Source organism: Acidiferrobacter sp. SPIII_3 (assembly GCF_003184265.1).
Lineage (GTDB): Bacteria > Pseudomonadota > Gammaproteobacteria > Acidiferrobacterales > Acidiferrobacteraceae > Acidiferrobacter.
Genome location: NZ_CP027663.1, coordinates 1,291,261 through 1,311,994 on the forward strand (window position 1 = coordinate 1,291,261; position 20,734 = coordinate 1,311,994).

A 20,734-nucleotide genomic window follows, 5' to 3' on the forward strand; every position below is an offset into this window, starting at 1 on the left:
GCCTCCGTCTCGGCGTATCGTGGCGAACGTCATGGGATCAAAGGTCGACATAGTGCGCGATCTCCCAATCCGAGACATGGCGCATGTACTCGACCCACTCCTGATGTTTCAGGGTCAGGAATTCCTCGGCCAAGGGCCCCAGCGCCGCGCGCAGCACGGTATCTCCTTCCAGGGCCACGAGGGCCTCGTGGAGGTTTTGGGGGAGCAGCGCGACGCCCGCGCGCTCGCGTTCGCCGGCGGGAAGGCTGTAGAGATCGCGGTTTTGCGGGGCGCCCGGATCGAGGCCGCGTTCCACGCCGTCGAGGCCGGCGGCGATGAGGGCGGCCGTGGCCAGATACGGATTGCACGCGCCGTCTGGTAGCCGCAGCTCGAGCCGGCCGCCCGGTACGCGCACCATCGCCGAGCGGTTATTGTCCCCGTAGCTGATATAGGCCGGGGCCCAGGTGGAGCCGGTCAGCGAGTGGCCGACGACCAGGCGCTTATAGGAATTGACCGTCGGGGCGCAGAGCGCGGCCAGTCCGCGGGCGTGGGCGAGGAGGCCCGCCAGGAACTGGTAGGCGAGCGCGGACAGCCGCAGGCCCCGCGGGTCGTCCGGGTCCTCGAAGGCATTGTGGCCGTCGCGGCTCGCCGACATATGGATATGTTGTCCATTGCCGGGGCGGTTGGAAAAGGGCTTGGGCATGAAGGAACACACCATGCCCATGCCGTGCGCGATCTCGCTCGCCGCCATCTTGACAAACACCATGCGATCGCAGGATGTCAGGCCGTCGGTGTAGGTGTAATTGACCTCGAACTGGCCGTTGCTGTCCTCATGATCAATCTGATAGACATCAATGCCGACTGCCAGGAGAGAGCCTGTCAGGGCCTCCAGGAAGGCGCGTGATCGCGACAGACCCTTGAAGTCATAGCAGGGCTTGGCCTGATGGTCGCTGTCATCGAACGGCCACAGGCGCCCTTGATCGTCGCGCCGCAACAGCACGAATTCCGGTTCCATGCCGGTATCAAAGCCAAGCCCGCGTTCGGCCATGCGCGCGATCTGCCTCTTCAGGACATAGCGGCTGTCATAAGGCCAGGGGTTGCCCTGGACGTGACCGTCACAGACGATGCGCGCGTAACCCGGTTGCCAGGGGACGAGGCTCAAGGTGCGGAGGTCGCCCACCGCCATGTAATCGGCCTCGTGCGGGGCAAGCCCCAGGCCCCACACCGCGAACCCCGCAAAGCCCGCGCCATTTTTCACGATGTCCTCGAAGTGGCCGACCGGCACGCACTTGGTCTTGGGCGCGCCGTGGATGTCGACGAATTGCGCCAGGATGTACTGAATCTTGTGGCTTTCCAGGAATTGCCGCGCTTCGACGGTGGTCATGGGGTCTCCCGCTGTGGGTGGGCCAGATAGGACGATTGAGGGAAGCGGTCCCGGTGGTCGGGCGGTCTTAGGACCGGGCGGCGGCCGGATGACGCGGCAAGCGTCATGAGCGTCTCGAAGAGATAGGCGCCATAGCTGCGGCAGGTCCATACGAGGGCGCAAGGCACCGGACTCTTCAGGTCGGCGATGAGCAGCACCGGGACCTCGGCCATGAGGGTGAGGAAGGCCGGCCGATCTTGGGGGTCTGGGGCGCGAACATTGAAGGCGCAGGTCTGGGCGATCACGGTGCCAAGGCCAGGACCGCGCAGCGCCAGTGCCGTGTCTTGACGCACCACCGGATAGACGAGGTCCTCGGGTCCGATGCCGGCGGTATCCACACCAGGCACGCGTGGACCCTCGAGCAGGAACTCGTGGGGCCCGAGACGGACGATCAAGGTCTCGGCATCGACGCACCAGCTATTGGGCGATCGCGGCAGGGTAATGCCGCGGCGTTCGAGCAAGCCCTGCGCGCCACGGCCCTTGAGACCGATCCGCGCAAGGAGCGAGTGGTCGGAGACCTCGAGTGCGGGCGGGGGATCGCCACGATCCGGGGCCGGGGCCGCACCATCGCCTGTGACGAGTGCACTTGCGCCCAGGGGTTTCATGAGACCTCCTTTTGTCGTTCCTGAAGGGGGTCGTAGAAGGGGAGCGGGCTCACCAGGGCCTGCGCGAGACCGCCATCGCCGCGCCGTATGGTGATGACGCCGCCTACCTCGCTTATCGAGGGGGCGACGTAGGCAAGCCCGATGTGGCGCTGAAGGGTCGGGCTCCAGGCGATGCTCGTGACCCGCCCCGCGACCTCGTTGTGGGCTATGACCAGGTGGCCTTCCTGAGGCACCGCATCATCGCGGGCGGCTTTCACGATAAAACCGACGAGCACGCGCGCACGCGGTTTTGCGTGCAGGATCGCAAGGCTGCGCTGGCCGACGAAAAAGGGTTTATCGAACTTTACCGCCCACCCGAGGCCCGCCTCGTGGGGATGGGTCGCGCCGTCGGTGTCTTGGCCGACGATGATATGGCCTTTTTCGAGACGCAGGATGCGCTGTGCCTCGACGCCAAATGGGCATATACCGTGCTCCTGGCCGGCGCGCATGAGCGCCTCCCAGAGGACCGCGCCGAGGTTCGCGGGCACATGGATCTCATAGCTCCACTCGCCGACGAAGCCCAGGCGCATGATGCGCGAGGGGATGCCGGCCACATGACCCTCGCGATAGGCACGATAAGGGCAGGATTGCGGTGAGAGATCGATATCGGTCAAGGGCTCGAGCACCGCGCGCGCCCGGGGCCCGGCCAGATTGGCGGCAAAGAACTGGCCGGTATAGGGGGTCAAGACGCAGTCCATGCCCCAGAGCGTGATGAGACGTGAGAGTTCGCGGGTGACGGCCACGGCCCCCGAGGTGCTGGTCGTGCCATAAAAGCCGGTGGCATCCCGGCGCGCGATCACGCCATCATCGATGAGCGTGCCGGCCTCGTCACACAAGAGCGCGTAGCGGGTCTCGCCGGGCGCGAGATCGGCGTAGCGCGAGACATAGGCTTGCTCGATGAAGGCCAGGGCATCGGGCCCGGCTATCTCGATCTTGCCAAGCGGCGCGACATCGATGATCCCGACCCGTTCACGCACCGCGCGTACCTCGCGCTCGATGCACGCCTCTTCGGAGAGGCCCGCGGCTTGGTAGTAGGCGGGGCGCAGCCAGGTCGCGGCCTCCACGAACACCGCGCCCAGGTCTTCATGCTGCCTGTGGGCCGCGGTGCGCCGGCGCGGATGAAAGCCGTGACCGGCGAGCACGCCCAGCGGCACGGGATGCACGAAGGGTCGGGCGGTGGTGGTGCCGATGGCCTCCGGGGTCTCGTGGCGGATGTGGGCGAGGAGACGCAGGGCGTTCATGTGCGAATGCTTGCCTTGACTCGGACCCATGCCGGAGGTCGTGTAGCGCTTCAGGAGCTCGCTCGTGTCGAAGCCTTCCTGAATGGCGTTGATGTAGTCCTGATACTGGAGGTCCTCATCGAAATCGAGGAATTCCCGGCCTCGCGGGTGGCTCACAAAGGGCCACGGGTGGCTGTGCGCGATCGTATCGCGCGCCACCGCCGGGGCATCGGTGGTCCGGTATCCGGCGTGCGCGGCGGCGCGCCCCCCGGCGCGTCGGCCATCGGCAAGCCGTGCGTCCGGGGCGAAGACCCCGTTTACGCGCCCGCAGGCAAAGACCCCATCGGGCAGTTCGCCCGGGACCCATTGCTCCAAGGCCTTGTCGTAGATAAGCCGGCCCCCGGCCTGACCCAAGATCGCGGCCGCGGGCGCGAAGCCGGTACTGAGGATGACGCCATCGCAGGCGATCTCGCGATAGGAGGGGGACGCCTGCCCTTCGGCGGTTATGGGCGCGACGCGCACCGCCGCCACCCCGAGGCGATCCGGCGTGGGCACGGCCTCGGTGATAGCGCAGGCCACGCACACCTCCACGCCTTGGGCCTGCAGATCCCCGGCCTCTTTGGGGGCGGGTCTCATATCCACGATGAGCGCGATCGCGACCCCGTGGGCCTGTAAGGCCTTCGCCACCTCGTAGCCTTCGGCGTTGGCGACCAGCAGCACGGCGCGCTCCATCGGTCGAACCGCATAGCGATAGAGCAACCGCAAGGCCGCGGAGCCGAGCAGGATGCCGGGGAGGTCGTTATTGCGGAACACCGCCGGCTGCTCCCAAAGGCCGGTCGCGCAGACCACCGCGCGGGCGTGCATCTTGCTCATGTGGTGGGGGCCTACGAGCGCCACGCCGTGCCCCGCGTAATAGCCGGCCGCGCAGGTCGCTTCCCGCACGCCGATGCCGGGATGCGTCCGCGCCTTCAGGATCAGTGCGCGGATGGCGAGGCGCGCGTCCGAAAGGCCCGCGGGATGGTAGGTGACGCTGCCGCCGATATGCGCGTTCTCATCCACCAACACCACGCGGGCGCCGCAGTCGGCGGCGGCGATCGCGGCCGCAAGTCCCGAGGGACCGGCGCCGATGACGAGCACGTCGCAAAAGTCGTGGCGGGTCACGGTCCTCAGACGCGGCGCCTTCGGGTCGATGGCGCCAAGACCCGCGACCCGCCGGAACAGGCGTTCCCACAAGGGGAATAGCCGTTTGTTGTAGAAGGCCTTGTAATAGAAGCCGACCGGCAGGAACCGCGACAGCCGGTCGAGCACGAACCCGCGATCGTGGGCGACGCCCCCCCAGGTATTGACGGCGCGCACCACCATGCCGGCCTCCACCGGGCTTATATCGGCGCGGATATTGATCCGCTCGTTCGTCTGCACCAGGACATTGACGTCATGATTGGCAGCTGACAGTACGCCCCGCGGCCGGTGATACTTGAAGCTGCGTCCGAGTGCGCTTCGGCCGGCGGCCAAGAGCGCGCTCGTGATAGTGTCACCGGCGTAGGCTGGTACGGCCTGCCCCTCGAACACGAAAGACAGCGGCCGGTGCCGGTCTATCCATTCGCCCGCGACGGGCGGCAGGCGCGTGGGGCCGCTCATGGCGCATCGCCCGTGACGAGATAGGTCGCGGTCACGACATCGGTGGCGGTGTCGCGTTCGGCGATAAACCAGGTGTGGCTCGGTGTATGGCACCACCACTCGCATCTTACGCCGGGGACGCCCACGCGGTTGAATACCGCATCCGCCCAGAGGGCATCGTCCACCGAGGACGGATCCGGCATCACGCGCAGCGCGCCGCCGTAGAAGAATTCCGAGAGCGGACGGGGTCCGTTGACAGGGCAGCTCAGGGTCTTCATGAGGGCCTCAATGTCCGACCGCGGCCGCGCCGCGCTCGCCGGTCAGGGCGTAATCCCGAAAGCGATCGAGCCCGAACCCTGTGATGAGCGGATGGGGGTCATCATGGGCCAGGGTGTGCGCCATGGTCTTGCCGCAGATGGGGGTCGCCTTGAATCCCCAGGTGCCCCAGCCGCCATCCAGATAGAAGCCGCGGATCGGGGTCTTGCCCATGATGGGCGCGAAGTCTGGTGTCATGTCGGCCATGCCCGCCCATTGGCGCACGACACCCACCTGCGACAAAAAGGGAAAGAGATCGAGTATGCGCGAGGCGAGCCCCTCGGCGAACTCCAGGGTGGAGCGTGTCTGATGCAGCTCGTAAGGGTCGAGTGCCGCCCCCAGCACCAGTTCGCCACGCGCCGATTGGCTGATATAGACATGCAGACTGCCGGAGACCACGATCGGATCGAGCCAGGGTTTCATGGGTTCTGTCACCATCGCCTGCAGCGGGTGGACGACGATGGGGCTTGCGAGGCCGACCATGTTCAAGACGCGCGGGGTGGAGCCGGCGACCGCGCATAGCACCTTGCGGGTGGCGATCGGTCCACGCGACGTGCGCACCCCGGTCACCTCGCCGCCAGACGTCTCGACGCCCAAGACCTCCGTTTGCTGGTGGATCTCGACGCCCAACTTATCGGCGGCACGCCCATAGCCCCAGGCCACGGCATCGTGACGGGCGATGGCGCCGGGTGCGTGATAGAGGGCGCCGACGATGGGCGCATGACCGTCGCAGGAGAGGTCGATGCCGGGGATCGCCCTTTGGACCTCATCGGGACCCACGACCTCGGAGTCGACCTGACAGTGCTTATTGATCTCGGCGCGCTGGCGCATGGTGCGCAGCGCCGCATCGCTATGGGCCAGGGTAAAGTGACCGCGGGTGGCATAGAAGAGATTGAGCTGGAGTTCCTGCGCGAGCTCGCGCCACAGGCGGATCGCGGCATCGTAGAAACGCACGCCTTCGACGGTGATGTAGTTGGAGCGGATGATCGTGGTGTTACGCGCGGTGTTGCCGCCGCCGATATAGCCCTTCTCCACGACACAGATATTCCTCATGCCGTGGTCGTGGGCGAGGTAGTAGGCGGCGGCGAGCCCGTGGCCCCCGCCCCCTATGATGACCGCGTCATAGCCCTTTCGGAGGGTCTCGTGGCGCGTGAACATGCGCGGCTCGGGGTAGGTCTTGGAGAGCGCGAAACGCGCCAGACGCCAAGGCATGGGCAGCCCTCAAGGCCGACCGGGCGCCGGCCGGGGGCCTGCGATCGGCGAGACGGAAAAGGCGTTGGCAAAAGGCCCCCGAGGCCCGGGGCGAGGTATCGGCGCGACCCTTCGCGGCCCCCGATCGGAGGCCCGCCTGGTTCGGGGGTGCGCGCAGGGGTCGTCGTCTCGGATCCCCATGCCGCAGGGCCAGGACGTCAAGGGGATTGCGGGCGGCGGGGTGGTCATCTTCATCAGGGGCCTCGGGCCGGAAGATTCGTCATGGGAACTATTAGTTCCTATTGTTCACCGTCAGGCGCAAGTAGTCAACAAGTTTTCTCTGTGGGAAACTCCGCATCGGGGAAGACCCGATCGAGGGACGGTATGACAAACAGCGAGGTCGGCCGGGAAGGCGAGGAGGGGGCGCTGTGGCGCTATCTGGGCAATGCCATCCGCAGTCTGCGGCAAAGACAGGATCTTACGATCGCGGACGTCGCGGATCTCGCCGGCATCAGCCGCGGCATGTTGTCGAAGATCGAGAATGCCCAGACCGCGACCAGCTTAGAGACCCTGGCGCGGCTCGCGCGCGCCTTGGGCGTGTCCTTGTCGGCGCTCTTTCGCAGTTACGATGTGAAGGAAGGGGGTGCCCAACTGATCCGCCGTGGCGAGGGCATGGAGGTGGTGCGACGCGGCACGAAGCGTGGACACACCTACCACCTGCTCGCCTATGACCAGGGTCCGACCAAGGTCTTCGAGCCGTTTCTGATCACCATCGATCACGAATCCGAGATCTTCCCGACCTTCGAGCACCCGGGGACCGAGTTCATCTACATGCTGGAGGGGGAGATCGAGTATCGCCATGGACAAGGGCGCTATCATCTCTTGCCGGGCGATGCGCTCACCTTTGCCGGCAATGTGCCGCATGGTCCGGAGCGCCTCATCACATGTCCCATCCGCTTTCTTTCGATCATCATCTACCCGACCGAGCGCTGACCGGGTTCTTGTGATCGCCCATGACCCCAGGGCGCCTTGTAAAAGGCCGCAGTCCCATGAAGCCGGAAATCCACGCGGGTGCCGGCGGCCGCCCCATGCCCTGGCCCATAGGGATCCGAAAGCGGCCCTCGTCGGAGGTAGCGGGCTTGAGGCCGCGCCGGATGCGATCGGCTCAGTCCCGACGCGGTGCTGTCCTCGACGATTCCTGCCGCACGGCGTGACGGCGCGCCTGCGCCGCGCGTGCCTCGGCGACCAGCGCCATCGTCGATCCCCAATAATGCGCGCATAGACCCTCAAAGCGCGTCCGCTCCGGGTTTCTGGGCAAGCACTCAAGCCTCGACAGGGCTCTGAGATCGGGGATCGTCTGCTGATAGTCGGATATCGCCTGCTTGTATTCCCGGCGATTCTCGGCGGGTATGACAATCGGGGGCAGGCCGGCACGCAGAACCGGGAGGTTGGCAAGCAGCCGCGCCATGCGGCCATTCCCATCGAAAAAGGGGTGGATCGTCACAAAATCGAGATGGGCCTCGGCATAGGCGCGCGCGGCGGTGTCCGTCGTCAAGAATGGCTCATGGCGATCATTGAACGCCGCGAGCCACTCGCTCATAAGGCCAGGCACATGCTGCGGTTCGGGAAATTCCCGCCAATGCTGCCGACCATCGGGCCCCAACGCGGTTGTGAAATGGGCATCCGTTTTCCAGGCACCCACGGGCTTATAGATATCGATGATTGCGTCTGTGAGGACGACACGATGTAAAGCAAAGATGTCGGCTTCCCGCAGTCTATCGACCTAGGTCTTGAGTGTCTGAGGCAAAGAAACATCGAGTATGCCAGATCCTTAAATGGCCTATAGGAGTTCGCTTGACGTCTTGTGCAATCATCGCTGTTATACGGAAAGAGAGGACCTTTCGAGAAGAGCCGTGTGGGCGATGGATCAGGATCTTGTAAAGACCTATACATAGAGGAGCCTGTACGCTCATGCCATCTGCACGTCGGACTCGTCGCATCCGTCCTTGCGGGATCCAATGCCCAAGACCTCGTGTGCCCAAATCACGAATGTGCCCGCGACCTCCCCCCGAGTAAGAGGGGGTCTCACCCCAAATAAGGGACTGGCAAAACCGCATGTAGCGTTTTCCAGTGGCCGCGTCTGATGTCAAAGATTCGAGGATACCAAGAAGGACCGAAGTAGGCTCCGCTCGAAAGGCAGGGAACTGGTTTCCGTAGGCGGCTTGGTCGCGGGCTATGACCTGCGTGACCAAGGGGATCAATCGCTCCAGGGGGCATTGGTCGGCCGCTCGTTTTCGGATGGCGTACACGTCATACAGGTGACGTACCAGACGATCGTCGTAGGCGCCGCGTCCTAAGCCCGCTTGATCCTGGGCGGTCCGGCGCAGATAGCCCACGATCTTGTCGGCTACCGTGTCCGCGATGCTGACCACTGGGACGAGCGGGGCGGGGGGCGGGTCTTTTTGTGGAGCCCCAATCCGGTCCGCAGATAGCCCACGATCTTGTCGGCTACCGTGTCCGCGATGCTGACCACTGGGACGAGCGGGGCGGGGGGCGGGTCTTTTTGTGGAGCCCCAATCCGGTCCAAGACCGTACGTAAGGGTTTTGTTTCGATTGGGGAGATCGGCGCGAAGGCCGTGATCTCGATCTTGATGTGGGGGCGCAGCGCCCCATCGGATGCCGTGAATGCGCTCTGGTAGGCGAACTGCCCCATGATGTACTCATTGCCATTGCGTCCCTTCATCTCACCGTCGAGCGGAAACCCGGCATCTTCCAGTGATTTTTGGATAGCCGCCTTGATCGAGGAGAGGAAGCGGCGCTTCGCGGTCTGGCCGGTCACGGCCTTGGGCACGACGATGCGGAAGTCGGCATCCTCGGACATGCGCTCGATCACACCGTGGGCCTGGGAGAGGGCCGTACCTCCGCAAAAGATGATGTGGGCGCCTATCTGGCTTCCAGCGCGACAGACGATCTCTACGGCATCGCGGACCAGGAGGTCTTTCTCGAGCATTGCGCCGCTTAAGGCGACCGTACGCCTTCGAGTGACCTTTTCGATCGCTTGGATCTGCTTATCTGCGAGACCTCTCATACTGAAGGACCCTCTTGCCGAAACCGATCTTGCGAACGATGCGCGAGCGTCCCACATCGTAAGCCAGCCACGCCGGCACTTGCGTGCTGCGGTTCTCATTGTAGGCCCGCGTGACACTATCCGTACCTGGCGAAATCCCCAGCTTCACAAGTAATTCTCGGGTGTAGGTTTGGTCACTGCAGGCGGGATACACAAACCGCTTGCCGTTGTCCTCCTCCACGGCCGCGCGCACATACGCGCCATAACCTACCTTGATCAGCACCCCCGCGCGCACCAGGGCGGCCAGGGCCCGGGCGATCGACGAATACGATGTGGGTGCCAGGGCTTCTACGAACTCGGCGCACAGAAAGGCATTCTCTTGGGGGCGGGCGGCGAGATAGGCCTCGATGGCTTGGCGGGTTTTGGGGGGTTTCATGACGCGACCTCGCGCACGCAAGGGGTCCCGAAAGCCACCAAGCTAGCATAATGCGATATGTTTGTCGAGACTGAGCGACTGACTGCAGCAATTCTCAATGTGATGCGATAGCGCCTGGATCACCCGGTGACGATGCCAGAATGCGTCTGTCTGGACGCGCCCGTGCCGGATGTTGGGCGCCTTCCCGCCCTGCGGGACGCCACTCGGTGCCCCTGGTCAGTGCCACATGGAGAATTGCTGGACTGACTGCGCAGCGGTATGCACACATCGGTTTCCGTCTCGCCGGATCCCGCCATGGTGTTCCCGATAATGGGCAGGTGCTACGCCGATGGCTCCACCGGTATGTGGACAGCGCTCACAAGGGCGTGGTTCGCCTATAAGGCGAGCCCTTCGCCAAAAAGGGCCACAACGCTTCCCGGTGCGCACGAACCTGTAAAAGAACGCGCCCCCATGAAGCCGGAAAATCCACGCGGGTGCCGGCGGCCGCCCCATGCCCTGGCCCATAGGGATCCGAAAGCGGCCCTCGTCGGAGGTAGCGGGCTTGAGGCCGCGCCGGATGCGATCGGCTCAGTCCCGACGAAATCCACGCGGGTGCCGGCGGCCGCCCCATGCCCTGGCCCATAGGGATCCGAAAGCGGCCCTCGTCGGAGGTAGCGGGCTTGAGGCCGCGCCGGATGCGATCGGCTCAGTCCCGACGCGGTGCTGTCCTCGACGATTCCTGCCGCACGGCGTGACGGCGCGCCTGCGCCGCGCGTGCCTCGGCGACCAGCGCCATCGTCGATCCCCAATAATGCGCGCATAGACCCTCAAAGCGCGTCCGCTCCGGGTTTCTGGGCAAGCACTCAAGCCTCGACAGGGCTCTGAGATCGGGGATCGTCTGCTGATAGTCGGATATCGCCTGCTTGTATTCCCGGCGATTCTCGGCGGGTATGACAATCGGGGGCAGGCCGGCACGCAGAACCGGGAGGTTGGCAAGCAGCCGCGCCATGCGGCCATTCCCATCGAAAAAGGGGTGGATCGTCACAAAATCGAGATGGGCCTCGGCATAGGCGCGCGCGGCGGTGTCCGTCGTCAAGAATGGCTCATGGCGATCATTGAACGCCGCGAGCCACTCGCTCATAAGGCCAGGCACATGCTGCGGTTCGGGAAATTCCCGCCAATGCTGCCGACCATCGGGCCCCAACGCGGTTGTGAAATGGGCATCCGTTTTCCAGGCACCCACGGGCTTATAGATATCGATGATTGCGTCTGTGAGGACGACACGATGTAAAGCAAAGATGTCGGCTTCCCGCAGTCTATCGACCTGTTGTGAAATGGGCATCCGTTTTCCAGGCACCCACGGGCTTATAGATATCGATGATTGCGTCTGTGAGGACGACACGATGTAAAGCAAAGATGTCGGCTTCCCGCAGTCTATCGACCTTAAGCAGCCGATAGATGACTTCGATGCCCTTGGCATGACCGTAGATCTCTTGGTGGTCTCGCAGCGGCTTGCCAGCTATGGTGAGGCCCTCTTCCAGAACGAACGCGGTATCGCCAAGCGTCAGCGTATTGCCCTCGATGGCGGTGGACGCATGCGTCCAGAGATTACGGATCTGGGCGAGAAGCATCACCCGGATGTCCTCATCGAGGTTTTCGGCAAAGAATCGTGGTCTCACAGTCGTTATCACCGCATGTTGCGCGCACGGGCTCGTGGCGCCTCGAAGTATTGATCGTCGACAGGCACGACGATGCGGAAGTCGGCATCCTCGGACATGCGCTCGATCACACCGTGGGCCTGGGAGAGGGCCGTACCTCCGCAAAAGATGATGTGGGCGCCTATCTGGCTTCCAGCGCGACGGCACGACGATGCGGAAGTCGGCATCCTCGGACATGCGCTCGATCACACCGTGGGCCTGGGAGAGGGCCGTACCTCCGCAAAAGATGATGTGGGCGCCTATCTGGCTTCCAGCGCGACAGACGATCTCTACGGCATCGCGGACCAGGAGGTCTTTCTCGAGCATTGCGCCGCTTAAGGCGACCGTACGCCTTCGAGTGACCTTTTCGATCGCTTGGATCTGCTTATCTGCGAGACCTCTCATACTGAAGGACCCTCTTGCCGAAACCGATCTTGCGAACGATGCGCGAGCGTCCCACATCGTAAGCCAGCCACGCCGGCACTTGCGTGCTGCGGTTCTCATTGTAGGCCCGCGTGACACTATCCGTACCTGGCCTTGCCGAAACCGATCTTGCGAACGATGCGCGAGCGTCCCACATCGTAAGCCAGCCACGCCGGCACTTGCGTGCTGCGGTTCTCATTGTAGGCCCGCGTGACACTATCCGTACCTGGCAGGACGGTCTTGTCTCTCGCCACGTCCTGCTGTGCCTCATTCGCCCGCTGGGCCCGCCAAGACCTCTTGGGCGCATGCCTCGATCGCCGCGAACACCTCTTCGGGCACATGCGCCGCGAACTGTCTGCGGCGGTTCTTCGCGATGCGCCCGCCCTGGTCGAGGCAGGCCACGACCAGGGTGGCGAGGTCACTCCCCCGCACATCAAACCGCGCCCCAACCGCCTGGATGATCCGGTCGTAGCGGTTCAGATAGTCTACCTCCGCGCGCAATTCCCCCTCCAGCGCCTGTTCGGTCATCCGGTATCCGAAGGCCACGCAATCCGTGGCATCCCAATAACGATAGAGCGCCAAAGATCCCTGAAATGTCATCTCGTACTGGCCCTCGTCGATCCAACGCACCGCCCACCGTTCTGTCAAGGGGCGCGAATAGGCCTGAAGCACAGCGAGATAGTCGCCCTCATGCTTTTTCATCGCCACCGACACGGGCACGAGCCATCCGTCGGTCAGACGCCCCGATCGGCAGAGTGTCTGGTGGAAGAGAAACCGCGACAGGCGCCCATTGCCGTCGAGGAAAGGGTGCAGGAACACGAAACCGAAGGATGCGATCGAGGCGGCGACCACGGGGTCGATGACTCGGGGCGCCTCCTCCGTCCAGGCGCACCACTGACGCATCAACTCCGCGAGCAGGTCCGGTGGCGGCGGGATATAGGTGATGCCCGCAGCGCTGCGGGGCGGCCCGCGCAGCCAGTTTTGGTTGGTACGGTAGGCCGCCGCCCGATCCCAGGGATTTGTGAGGACACTGCTCTGCATCGCCGCCAGATAGGTCTCGGATAGGGGGTGCGGATCGTGTGCCTGACGCAGCAGGCGCCTAAAGGCGCGCGCCTTGTCCTCGCTCGGCGCCTCGCGCTCAATGGCGAACGACGACTCGGTCTCGCGCAGGTAGGCCCAGGCCAGGGCCCGTTCTCGAAGGACAGGGCTCAAGGAGGATGCGAATGCTTGCGCGCGCCCCAAGAGGTCCGAGGCCATCGCGGCCTGAACGGTCGGGGTACGCTCGACCGTGGCGCAATAGCCAAGGGAGCCCAAACCGTTGAACCTAAATAGTGTCTGACCGAAATTAAATAACAATATATATATCAATATGTTACAATACATTCCAGTGAGTGAAGTCGGTAATGCGAATTCACTAGGCTTTGGGTGTGGATTTTGTATCACGTTGATTATTAAGGGTACTTTTCTTAAACGAGCACGGGGAAAATGAGCCTTTCCTCCCCAAGCGGCCGATTTCTCGACACACTTCAATGCCAGGATAGACCCATGCGGAATGTCATAAACACACAAGCGAGTCTGGGAGAGTGGCCGATTGGAGACATCGTGCTGGATCTGAAATCGCGGGATGATATCCCGAAGCTGCTCGTGGGACTGCAGTACATCTATAAGACCCCGGGGCTCCGAGATGAGGTATTTGCGATACTGCAAGATATCATTCCCCGTCATGTCGACGGGAAAAAGGCGAGCCACACTCTGGGGCGACCGGGCATGGAACAGTGGAAGATCCTGGTATTGGGTGTCGTCCGTCTGGGACTCGATGCCGACTACGACCGACTCCAGGAACTGGCCAATCAGCACAACACGCTACGGCAGATGTTGGGGCACGCCGACTGGTACGATAAACACACCTACGAACTGCAGACACTGAAGGATAACCTGCGCCTCTTCACGCCGGAACTCCTCGGGCGGATCAACGACGCCGTGGTGCGCGCCGGCCATACCCTGGGTAAAAAAAGTCCAGAAGACGTCCTCACAGGGCGCTGTGACTCTTTTGTTGTCGAAACGGACGTGCATTTTCCCACCGATATCAACCTGCTGTACGACGCGATTCGCAAAACCATCGGATGCTGCGCGCAGATCAGCAACACACATGCCCCGCTGTGACTCTTTTGTTGTCGAAACGGACGTGCATTTTCCCACCGATATCAACCTGCTGTACGACGCGATTCGCAAAACCATCGGATGCTGCGCGCAGATCAGCAACACACATGCCCTGAAAGGGTGGCGTCAAAGCGCATTCAACCTGCGTCACTTCAAAAAGTCGTACCGCACCATACAGAAGCTCAAGCACTCCACGTCGAAAGACGAAAGTCTGCGCGCAGCGAAGCAACAAGAGATTCGCTGCGCCCACAAGAGCTACCTGGAAGAGGCCTTGGGTTATCTGCAGCGTGCCCATCAGACGCGGGTCGAGGTTCTCGCCATGCCGGGCGTATCCCTGTGTGACGTGGCGCAGATCGCATCACTGGACGGCTATAGGGCGCATGCCGAACGTCAGATCGACCCGATTCGGCGGCGGGTGCTGGCCGGCGAAAAGATTCCCCATAACGAGAAGGTCTTCTCGATCTTCGAGCCGCACACGGAATGGATCAGCAAAGGCAAAGCCGGCGTTCCGGTCGAGCTGGGCGTGCGGGTCTGCGTTCTCGAAGACCAGCATCGTTTCATTCTCCATCATCAGGTTATGGCAAAACAGACAGACGACCAGAGTGCCGTCAGCATGGTCGACTGCGCCCAAGCGCGCTTTCCGACGCTGCGGAGTGTCAGCTTTGATAAAGGCTTCCACAGTCCGGCGAATCGTCAGGCGTTGGAAGCGCGATTGGACCTGGTGGCCTTGCCCAAAAAAGGCCGGCACTCGGTCGCCGATCGCGAGCGCGAAACGGCCCCGGCATTTGTCCGGGCCCGGCACCAGCATTCCGCGGTCGAATCGGCCATCAACGGCTTAGAGCATTGTGGGCTGGATAGGTGCCCGGATCACGGCATGGCGGGATTCCAGCGCTACGTGGCGTTAGCGGTACTGGCGCGCAATATCCATCGCCTAGGGGTCGTGGTTCGCGAGCGAAGCGCCCGCAAGAAAACGCCAATACCGGAACCGCAACGCAGAGCAGCCTGACGCCATAGGCAAGAGCTAAAGCGAAGATACGGGGTACGCTCGCTCTCTGATCAGGGGAATGACATGATTCCATTATCCCCATTCCGTTTCTGTGGAAGAATGGGAGGCCGTCAGCGCTATTCGGTAACGATCAGGCTTCTCTCATCGGCGAGGGGTCACCCGTTTTTAAAAAAAACGGGTATTTTCGGTCAGACACTAATTCCGTTTCTGTGGAAGAATGGGAGGCCGTCAGCGCTATTCGGTAACGATCAGGCTTCTCTCATCGGCGAGGGGTCACCCGTTTTTAAAAAAAACGGGTATTTTCGGTCAGACACTAAATACGGCAGTTGAGGTAAGCGCGGAGCAAAAGCGCCTTGATGGGTGAGGCTTTTTTGCTCAAACCTGCATTCACCCAGCAGGTGAACTGCAAAAATGGCTGGACGCCCCAGGAAATCTGGCAGATAGACCGTATTTTGCGCGCCGACTGCCGGATCTGGGTTGAACCGCACCCGCCAGCGCGCATCGCGCGCGCGCCGGGAGCGGTCACGTAACGGCGCGGGTCGAAGAGGGGTGCGGTGGGCCCGCCTATCGAGGGTAGGTCCTCGAGTGTACGCCCGCTGAACTGTTCCCAAAGATAACAGGCGATCCGAATATAGGCCCCGGTGGGCGATCGGCGCAGGGTGGTCCACAGGGTCTTTTGGTCCAACCGGGGGAGCGCTTCCGCCAGGGCACGTCTAGCACTCCATGTGGGACCGCATAACCTCATGCGCCATGAAGATGCATGGTCCCGAGATCCGCAGGAAGCGATCTTGGCATCGGCTTACCCATTGGCGCTGTGGTTTGCGTCATCGTGGTGGCGCCTCCATTGGGAGCCCCTGCCGCCAGACCGTGTGTCACCGACCGTAGAGTGGCGTATGGCGCATGAACTCGCTGCTGCGGGGCATGGTTTCGTGTGGCCGCGGGTGTTGTTCGCCGCCGACGGACAGCGCATGCGGATATGGGCCGTTGCCTCTCGGCCAGACGCGCGGCAGTCCTTGCGGTACCTTACGAGCCTGGAACAGCCGGCCTCTGTCTCGTTGGATGATTTCGCGCACGGGATCGAGGCGCTTATCGCGGCGACCCTGGAGCGTTTGGATGCGCGGGGGCGTCGAGAGAATGATTTGCGAGCCCTGTGGGACCTCGTAAGCGAAGATCGCGCCAACGCCGAGAGCGCGGTTTACCGGAGAGTGGAGACGGAGTTCGGATTCGAGCCTGATGAGGCCCCAGAGCCGTTCATGGACGCGGCGTTGCGGTTACGAGGGATCCTGGGGCCGAGCTTGTCGGAAGTTGCGGCCGTATATGGCAAGGGGACGGGAGGTCCAACGGAGATCGAGGCGCTTATCCACGCGCCCGGTGTGTCGGGTAAGCCCTTCGATCCCCGCCCGTCGGGCTCGGCTTCGACATGGGCTCGCGGATCAGCGCGACCCTGGGAGGAGGCCGTGCAAGCGGCGCGTGGCATACGGACGGCCCTTGGAAACACGGAAGATCCCCTGGATGAGAGGGTGTTGTACGACTTATTGGGGATCGCGGCCGGCGAGATGACGTCGTGGTCTCCAGCCGCCCAGCGAACGAAGGCGGTGCTGGTCAAGCCCTTGAGTCACGGCCGGTATCGGTTCGCGCCGCGCAGGGGTCATCCGACGTCACGGCGTTTCGATCTCGCGCGACTATATAGCGACTATCTGTTGCCGGAGGCTACCCGCGGCTCGTGGCTCGCCAGCAGTGATCTCGGCACAGCGCGCCAACAGTATCAGAAGGCATTCGCGGCCGAGTTTCTCTGCCCGATCCGGGCGCTCACCGCGTTTTTGGAAAACGATTATTCGGATGGGGCAATCGAGGAAGCGGCCGGGCATTTCGGTGTCAGCCCGCTGGCCGCCAAGGCCTTGCTCGCCAACAATGCCATTCTGGCGCGAGATGGGGGCGACGGACACGCGCAGCCGTCTCGTTATTATCCGATCTAGTCTGGATTTCCACGGCGCAGCTTCGGCCTAACGGCGGCGACTTATGGGCCGCCGCTTCTTCCGTTGATTGTATTCCCATCTGCGAGTGAGCGTTAGGCGTTAGGTGCTCCTACGTGAGGGTATTCAGCTGCGCGTGTCGTCGGCAAACGCGGTTATTGCCGTCACGCACCCGGGCGGCAAGAACCCGGATTAGGCCGGTATCCATAGGGTTGCGGTCATACAAGGGATGGTAGCGAAAAACTGTTGGCAGCTACAGGTTGTATGTATCAAGAGGCGTGCATGGGTATAGGCGCACCACAGGACATAACAGCCCGCCGTCGCTTCTTCGCGGAGCCGTCCCACCCCCGTCAGCGCATGTACGAGGCCCTGCGCGCCTATTTTCTCGAAGGCCGTCCGTCGCATGAAGTGGCGCGCGCCTTCGGCTATAGCGCGGGGTCCTTTCGCGTGCTCTGTCATGCGTTTCGCCACGATCCCTCTCCGCAATTCTTCGTTTCCCCGAACGCGGGGCCGCGTGATCAACCGAAGAAATCGAAGGCGCACGATCTGGTGATTGCGTTGCGCAAGCAGAACCACTCAGTGTATGAGATCGCCGAGGTGCTGAAAGAGCGCGCGGTGCCGTTGAGCCCGACGGCCATGCGCGAGGTGTTGCGCGCGTGCGGAAGGCTTCGCACCCTTGCCGCGGCGCCTGGATGAAGAGCGGGCGGTTCTGCCGGGGCCCCACCGGGGAGCCGGTGGCAGGCGCGCGGGCCTTTAGGCTGACGCCGGACACGCAGTTTACAACACGATGCGGTGGGCTATTTGTGTTCGTGTCCGACCTGGTGCGCATGGGAATCGCGAATCTGGCCGGCGTGGCCAAGTGGCCCGGGTCGGCGATGATTCCAGCGGAGCATGCCTTACGGGCGGCGCTGGCACTCAAGCTGTGGTCGATCGAACGCAAGAGCCATGTGATGGCGCTGGTCGCCGACCCGGGCTTGGCGCGCGGAAATCCAGGCTAGGCGAATAGATGGTGCGCGCCAGGTTGTCCGGGGAGGCTCGCCATCCCGGCTTGGGCTGGACTGCTCACAAGACAGGGCGTAGGATTAAATCCTATTCACTTGTCAGAGCGCCCAGTATGCGAACGACTCAACAGTTAAGCATCACCCTCACCAAGGAGATGGCTGATGCGGTAAAGGACAAGGTGCGCTCGGGTGAGTACGCCACCGAAAGCGAGGTCATCCGGGACGGCCTGCGGGCGCTTCTCGCGCGCGACCAGGCCGTCGAGAAGTGGCTGCGCGACACTGTGGTGCCAGCAGCGGAGGCGTTGCGAGCCGACCCAGGGCAGGCCCTTACCGCAGATGAAGTGCGCGAGCATTTGGTGAAGCGCAGGAAGGCGGTCGCCAAGCACCGAACGTGAGCCACACCGTGCAGTTTTCTCCCGCGGCCCGCGACCAGCTGGCTGAACTCGAGGACTACTTAAGCGAGGCCGCGTCACCTGCCGTCGCCTCCCGCTACGTCGATGCCATCATCGCGTATTGTGAAGGGCTTGCCACGTTCCCGATGCGTGGCCGTGGGCGCGACGACATCCTAGCGGGTTTGCGTATCACCATCATCGCGTATTGTGAAGGGCTTGCCACGTTCCCGATGCGTGGCCGTGGGCGCGACGACATCCTAGCGGGTTTGCGTATCACAAACTACCGTCGCCGTGCCGTGATTGCGTTTCTTGTAGACGCCGAAGCGCAGATCGTGTCCATCGTCGGCGTTTACTACGGGGGCCGAGATTTCGAAGCCATCCTTCGGGGCGCCCCCGAAGATGATCGCCCGCCGGATCTCAAAAACCGCTAGGCTCATATTATGGACGCCCCCTACATTACCAGCCGGGCCATTGTGCATAACTCCAAACATTGGCTGATGGTGTACGAAGACCTTACCGTCAAGGGTATGACGAAGAGACCTAAGGCCAAGAAGGATGAAACAGCCAATGGGCCAAAAACCGGGCGGCGGCGAAGGTCGGACTCAACAAGAAAATCCTCACCGCCGCATGGGGCAAAACCGTCACATTCACCCAATACAAGGCTGTCAAAGCCGGCAAGCTCTGTATCCAAACCGTCGGAACTCACCGTGTTCCTGCGCGTGCCGGGTGCGCCACTGGATAACAACGCGAAAGGATTCTGAAAAAGGCCATTCTGCACCGCAAGAATGCGCTTTTCTACCGTACTCTGAACGGCGCCCATGTGGGCGATACCTTCATGAGCCTGATCCACACCGCCGAATTAAACCACGCGGCCCCGTTCGAGTACCTGATTGCGCTCCAGCGTCATGCGGACGACGTCGCAGCCCACCCCGGCGCCTGGATGCCCTGGAACTATCAGACCACGCTGGCCTCGCAAAACCTCGGCTCCCACCCCCCGATTAGCCTCTCGGAAGGTCCGTAGATCCCAAGCCACACCCATGCTCTGGGATGATGGGCGCGATGGCCGATCGTTTTACGCATCGTGGCCGAAAGGACACATTTTACTGAGGAGCCATCTCAACACCCAATTGTTGTGATCGCCGTATCACTTTGGGAAGTTCGCGAACCTTACTCACCGCGTCGATCAGGATGGCCTTGTCCGCCGCCGGCAGCGTCGGCAGGTCTCCGTCCTGAAGATAGACCAGCGCCCTCAGGCTTTCTCCTGGTTGAAAATGGGAACCAAACAACAGTCGGGCCGCAGCCAGGCCGCGCGATAGGCTGACGCCCGCCTGAAGCATGGCCGCGATGTCGCGATAATCCTTGGATTCAGCCCTTTGAAGTATGACCTTGAGTTTGGTGGCCATCAAATCCTCAAAAGAGGCCACAAGGAGCACGCCATCCTCTGTGAGATCCGGGGTTCCGACTCGCCCAAAAGCGATCGTGCCAAAAAAAGACACTTTGACCGTTTCTTGCTCCTCGCTAGGCCCAGAAGGTATCAGAACCTCCCAGGTGTTGGCATGATCTTGAAGCGTCAATGCGCGCGTCATGAACGGGAAGGCGTTCTTGATAGCTTCCCGATCAAGGGCTTTGTCCGAGAAAAAATCGAAATCCACGGAATGCCGGTGTCCCAGTCTCAGCGCGATGGCGGTACCACCATATAAGGTGAATCCCAAACGTGGCGCCGAGCGAAGATCGGGCCATAGGCGTCGTTGAGCCGACGGCAGGATGGTGAAATGCGGCGACAACATCGGCGTCATGCGAAATGGCGCATGGGCAGAGGCGGTATCTCGTGTTCGGTACGGGCCAAATCTAAGCGATAGTGCCAATAGACCCATGAGCGGGCATTGAACTGACCGGCCTGCGAGTGAGTCAAGACGGTGCGCAATACGGCATCGCCGACCTCTGCGGCGAGTCTCTGCGCGTCCGAGTAGTCGCCGATATCCATGACCTGAGCGATGACGCGTTCGGGCGTGCGTATCGCTTCCTCCGGGGTCTTCCACCAGATGTATTTGCGCGCCAGGGGCTTTAAAATTTCTGCGTCGACGGCGATCATCAGTTGTGTGAGACTCAGCCTGCGTGTGGCGCAATGGCCCTAAAGTTATTATACACCCGCTGTCCGCGACTATCTGTGTTTCGCGAAAAATCCAGGCTTTGCACCGGACTCAAAAAAGG

25 protein-coding genes and 2 pseudogenes are annotated in these 20,734 nt (G+C 62.5%); 9 read left to right on the forward strand and 18 right to left on the reverse strand.

The genetic code is table 11. The features are described from left to right. Nucleotides 1-37 precede the first annotated feature (37 nt). The 5 genes from glnT to C4901_RS06475 are packed head-to-tail and all read right to left on the reverse strand — an operon-like array spanning nt 38 to nt 6,410. Entirely contained in the window at nt 38-1,363 is a 1,326-nt protein-coding gene (glnT, locus tag C4901_RS06455; RefSeq protein ID WP_110136621.1) for a type III glutamate--ammonia ligase, read from the reverse strand. Beyond that, entirely contained in the window at nt 1,360-2,007 is a 648-nt protein-coding gene (locus C4901_RS06460) for a hypothetical protein (RefSeq protein ID WP_110136622.1), read from the reverse strand. The genes glnT and C4901_RS06460 overlap by 4 nt, the downstream gene beginning before the upstream one ends. After that, nucleotides 2,004-4,904: a 2Fe-2S iron-sulfur cluster-binding protein gene (locus C4901_RS06465; protein WP_110136623.1), complete on the reverse strand. Its 2,901-nt coding sequence runs from the start codon at nt 4,902-4,904 to the stop codon at nt 2,004-2,006. The genes C4901_RS06460 and C4901_RS06465 overlap by 4 nt, the downstream gene beginning before the upstream one ends. Then, on the reverse strand, nt 4,901-5,161 hold the full coding sequence (locus tag C4901_RS06470) for a sarcosine oxidase subunit delta (protein WP_110136624.1): 261 nt from the start codon (nt 5,159-5,161) through the stop codon (nt 4,901-4,903). Before C4901_RS06470 ends, C4901_RS06465 begins: the two co-directional genes overlap by 4 nt. Nucleotides 5,162-5,168: 7 nt before the next feature. Next, a complete protein-coding gene (locus C4901_RS06475) occupies nt 5,169-6,410 on the reverse strand; it encodes an FAD-dependent oxidoreductase (RefSeq protein WP_110136625.1) in 1,242 nt (413 codons plus the stop codon). Between the two features lie 363 nt (nt 6,411-6,773). On the opposite strand from C4901_RS06475, the gene C4901_RS06480 reads away from it, so the two are divergent. Further along, on the forward strand, nt 6,774-7,382 hold the full coding sequence (locus C4901_RS06480; RefSeq protein WP_110136626.1) for an XRE family transcriptional regulator: 609 nt from the start codon (nt 6,774-6,776) through the stop codon (nt 7,380-7,382). A gap of 172 nt (nt 7,383-7,554) precedes the next feature. On the opposite strand, the gene C4901_RS06485 is transcribed toward C4901_RS06480, so the two are convergent. The 10 genes and pseudogenes from C4901_RS06485 to C4901_RS06520 all read right to left on the reverse strand — a co-directional run bounded on the left by C4901_RS06485 (nt 7,555) and on the right by C4901_RS06520 (nt 13,203). After that, complete coding sequence (locus C4901_RS06485; RefSeq protein ID WP_110136627.1) at nt 7,555-8,163, reverse strand: Fic family protein; 609 nt, start codon at nt 8,161-8,163, stop codon at nt 7,555-7,557. A 1-nt stretch (nt 8,164) separates the two neighbouring features. After that, a complete protein-coding gene (locus C4901_RS19230) occupies nt 8,165-8,821 on the reverse strand; it encodes a hypothetical protein (RefSeq protein WP_168185584.1) in 657 nt (218 codons plus the stop codon). Further along, on the reverse strand, nt 8,797-9,399 hold the full coding sequence (locus C4901_RS06495; protein ID WP_168185585.1) for a nucleotidyl transferase AbiEii/AbiGii toxin family protein: 603 nt from the start codon (nt 9,397-9,399) through the stop codon (nt 8,797-8,799). The genes C4901_RS19230 and C4901_RS06495 overlap by 25 nt, the downstream gene beginning before the upstream one ends. Nucleotides 9,400-9,457: 58 nt before the next feature. Further along, nucleotides 9,458-9,892, reverse strand: a complete 435-nt coding sequence (locus C4901_RS17570; protein ID WP_168185586.1) for a hypothetical protein — start codon at nt 9,890-9,892, stop codon at nt 9,458-9,460. A 685-nt stretch (nt 9,893-10,577) separates the two neighbouring features. Then, nucleotides 10,578-11,213, reverse strand: coding sequence for a Fic family protein (locus C4901_RS06500; protein ID WP_110136630.1), 636 nt, complete (start codon nt 11,211-11,213; stop codon nt 10,578-10,580). Further along, nucleotides 11,188-11,550 (reverse strand): hypothetical protein, encoded by a 363-nt coding sequence (locus tag C4901_RS17575; RefSeq protein WP_168185439.1) that lies wholly within the window; start codon nt 11,548-11,550, stop codon nt 11,188-11,190. The genes C4901_RS06500 and C4901_RS17575 overlap by 26 nt, the downstream gene beginning before the upstream one ends. An 8-nt stretch (nt 11,551-11,558) precedes the next feature. Next, nucleotides 11,559-11,756: a nucleotidyl transferase AbiEii/AbiGii toxin family protein gene (locus C4901_RS19235; RefSeq protein ID WP_110136632.1), complete on the reverse strand. Its 198-nt coding sequence runs from the start codon at nt 11,754-11,756 to the stop codon at nt 11,559-11,561. A gap of 19 nt (nt 11,757-11,775) precedes the next feature. After that, nucleotides 11,776-12,072: pseudogene (locus C4901_RS19240) on the reverse strand (hypothetical protein); the annotation flags it as partial. Between the two features lie 17 nt (nt 12,073-12,089). Then, a complete protein-coding gene (locus C4901_RS17580; protein WP_168185587.1) occupies nt 12,090-12,245 on the reverse strand; it encodes a hypothetical protein in 156 nt (51 codons plus the stop codon). A gap of 13 nt (nt 12,246-12,258) precedes the next feature. Continuing rightward, nucleotides 12,259-13,203 (reverse strand): Fic family protein, encoded by a 945-nt coding sequence (locus C4901_RS06520; RefSeq protein WP_205736241.1) that lies wholly within the window; start codon nt 13,201-13,203, stop codon nt 12,259-12,261. A 333-nt stretch (nt 13,204-13,536) separates the two neighbouring features. Between C4901_RS06520 and C4901_RS19245 the strand changes: the two are divergent. From C4901_RS19245 to C4901_RS06560, 7 genes and pseudogenes are all read left to right on the forward strand, one after another. Next, nucleotides 13,537-15,157 (forward strand): annotated as a pseudogene (locus tag C4901_RS19245) (ISNCY family transposase). A 356-nt stretch (nt 15,158-15,513) separates the two neighbouring features. Next, entirely contained in the window at nt 15,514-15,687 is a 174-nt protein-coding gene (locus C4901_RS17585) for a hypothetical protein (RefSeq protein ID WP_168185588.1), read from the forward strand. 258 nt (nt 15,688-15,945) lie between these two features. Beyond that, complete coding sequence (locus C4901_RS06540; RefSeq protein ID WP_145960634.1) at nt 15,946-17,133, forward strand: ImmA/IrrE family metallo-endopeptidase; 1,188 nt, start codon at nt 15,946-15,948, stop codon at nt 17,131-17,133. A 279-nt stretch (nt 17,134-17,412) separates the two neighbouring features. Then, nucleotides 17,413-17,826, forward strand: a complete 414-nt coding sequence (locus tag C4901_RS06545) for a hypothetical protein (protein ID WP_110136638.1) — start codon at nt 17,413-17,415, stop codon at nt 17,824-17,826. Between the two features lie 107 nt (nt 17,827-17,933). Continuing rightward, entirely contained in the window at nt 17,934-18,128 is a 195-nt protein-coding gene (locus C4901_RS17250; protein WP_145960635.1) for a hypothetical protein, read from the forward strand. A gap of 116 nt (nt 18,129-18,244) precedes the next feature. Further along, complete coding sequence (locus C4901_RS06555; RefSeq protein ID WP_110136640.1) at nt 18,245-18,526, forward strand: type II toxin-antitoxin system ParD family antitoxin; 282 nt, start codon at nt 18,245-18,247, stop codon at nt 18,524-18,526. Next, the gene (locus tag C4901_RS06560; RefSeq protein ID WP_110136641.1) at nt 18,523-18,954 is read left to right on the forward strand and encodes a type II toxin-antitoxin system RelE/ParE family toxin; all 432 of its coding nucleotides are present in this window, start codon (nt 18,523-18,525) and stop codon (nt 18,952-18,954) included. The genes C4901_RS06555 and C4901_RS06560 overlap by 4 nt, the downstream gene beginning before the upstream one ends. A gap of 20 nt (nt 18,955-18,974) precedes the next feature. Here the strand turns inward: C4901_RS06560 and C4901_RS06565 are convergent, their stop codons facing one another. Then, nucleotides 18,975-19,343 carry a hypothetical protein gene (locus C4901_RS06565; RefSeq protein WP_110136642.1) on the reverse strand — a complete coding sequence of 123 codons (369 nt, stop codon included), beginning with the start codon at nt 19,341-19,343 and terminating at the stop codon, nt 18,975-18,977. Nucleotides 19,344-19,358: 15 nt separating this feature from the next. Between C4901_RS06565 and C4901_RS06570 the strand changes: the two genes are divergently transcribed. Continuing rightward, entirely contained in the window at nt 19,359-19,544 is a 186-nt protein-coding gene (locus tag C4901_RS06570; RefSeq protein ID WP_145960636.1) for a hypothetical protein, read from the forward strand. A gap of 79 nt (nt 19,545-19,623) precedes the next feature. Here C4901_RS06570 and C4901_RS06575 read toward each other — a convergent pair whose 3' ends face one another. After that, nucleotides 19,624-20,319, reverse strand: a complete 696-nt coding sequence (locus C4901_RS06575) for a nucleotidyl transferase AbiEii/AbiGii toxin family protein (protein ID WP_110136644.1) — start codon at nt 20,317-20,319, stop codon at nt 19,624-19,626. After that, entirely contained in the window at nt 20,316-20,615 is a 300-nt protein-coding gene (locus C4901_RS06580; RefSeq protein WP_110136645.1) for a hypothetical protein, read from the reverse strand. Before C4901_RS06580 ends, C4901_RS06575 begins: the two co-directional genes overlap by 4 nt. Nucleotides 20,616-20,734 lie beyond the last annotated feature (119 nt).

Coding starts and splice junctions, on each gene's coding strand:
- glnT (WP_110136621.1), bottom strand. CDS start 1,363: ATGACCACCGTCGAAGCGCGGCAATTCCTGGAAAGCCACAAGATTCAG.
- C4901_RS06460 (WP_110136622.1), bottom strand. CDS start 2,007: ATGAAACCCCTGGGCGCAAGTGCACTCGTCACAGGCGATGGTGCGGCC.
- C4901_RS06465 (WP_110136623.1), bottom strand. CDS start 4,904: ATGAGCGGCCCCACGCGCCTGCCGCCCGTCGCGGGCGAATGGATAGAC.
- C4901_RS06470 (WP_110136624.1), bottom strand. CDS start 5,161: ATGAAGACCCTGAGCTGCCCTGTCAACGGACCCCGTCCGCTCTCGGAA.
- C4901_RS06475 (WP_110136625.1), bottom strand. CDS start 6,410: ATGCCTTGGCGTCTGGCGCGTTTCGCGCTCTCCAAGACCTACCCCGAG.
- C4901_RS06480 (WP_110136626.1), top strand. CDS start 6,774: ATGACAAACAGCGAGGTCGGCCGGGAAGGCGAGGAGGGGGCGCTGTGG.
- C4901_RS06495 (WP_168185585.1), bottom strand. CDS start 9,399: ATGCTCGAGAAAGACCTCCTGGTCCGCGATGCCGTAGAGATCGTCTGT.
- C4901_RS17570 (WP_168185586.1), bottom strand. CDS start 9,892: ATGAAACCCCCCAAAACCCGCCAAGCCATCGAGGCCTATCTCGCCGCC.
- C4901_RS06500 (WP_110136630.1), bottom strand. CDS start 11,213: ATGCCCATTTCACAACAGGTCGATAGACTGCGGGAAGCCGACATCTTT.
- C4901_RS19235 (WP_110136632.1), bottom strand. CDS start 11,756: ATGCCGACTTCCGCATCGTCGTGCCGTCGCGCTGGAAGCCAGATAGGC.
- C4901_RS17585 (WP_168185588.1), top strand. CDS start 15,514: ATGGGTGAGGCTTTTTTGCTCAAACCTGCATTCACCCAGCAGGTGAAC.
- C4901_RS06545 (WP_110136638.1), top strand. CDS start 17,413: ATGGGTATAGGCGCACCACAGGACATAACAGCCCGCCGTCGCTTCTTC.
- C4901_RS06555 (WP_110136640.1), top strand. CDS start 18,245: ATGCGAACGACTCAACAGTTAAGCATCACCCTCACCAAGGAGATGGCT.
- C4901_RS06565 (WP_110136642.1), bottom strand. CDS start 19,343: ATGGGCGCCGTTCAGAGTACGGTAGAAAAGCGCATTCTTGCGGTGCAG.
- C4901_RS06570 (WP_145960636.1), top strand. CDS start 19,359: ATGAGCCTGATCCACACCGCCGAATTAAACCACGCGGCCCCGTTCGAG.
- C4901_RS06575 (WP_110136644.1), bottom strand. CDS start 20,319: ATGACGCCGATGTTGTCGCCGCATTTCACCATCCTGCCGTCGGCTCAA.
- C4901_RS06580 (WP_110136645.1), bottom strand. CDS start 20,615: ATGATCGCCGTCGACGCAGAAATTTTAAAGCCCCTGGCGCGCAAATAC.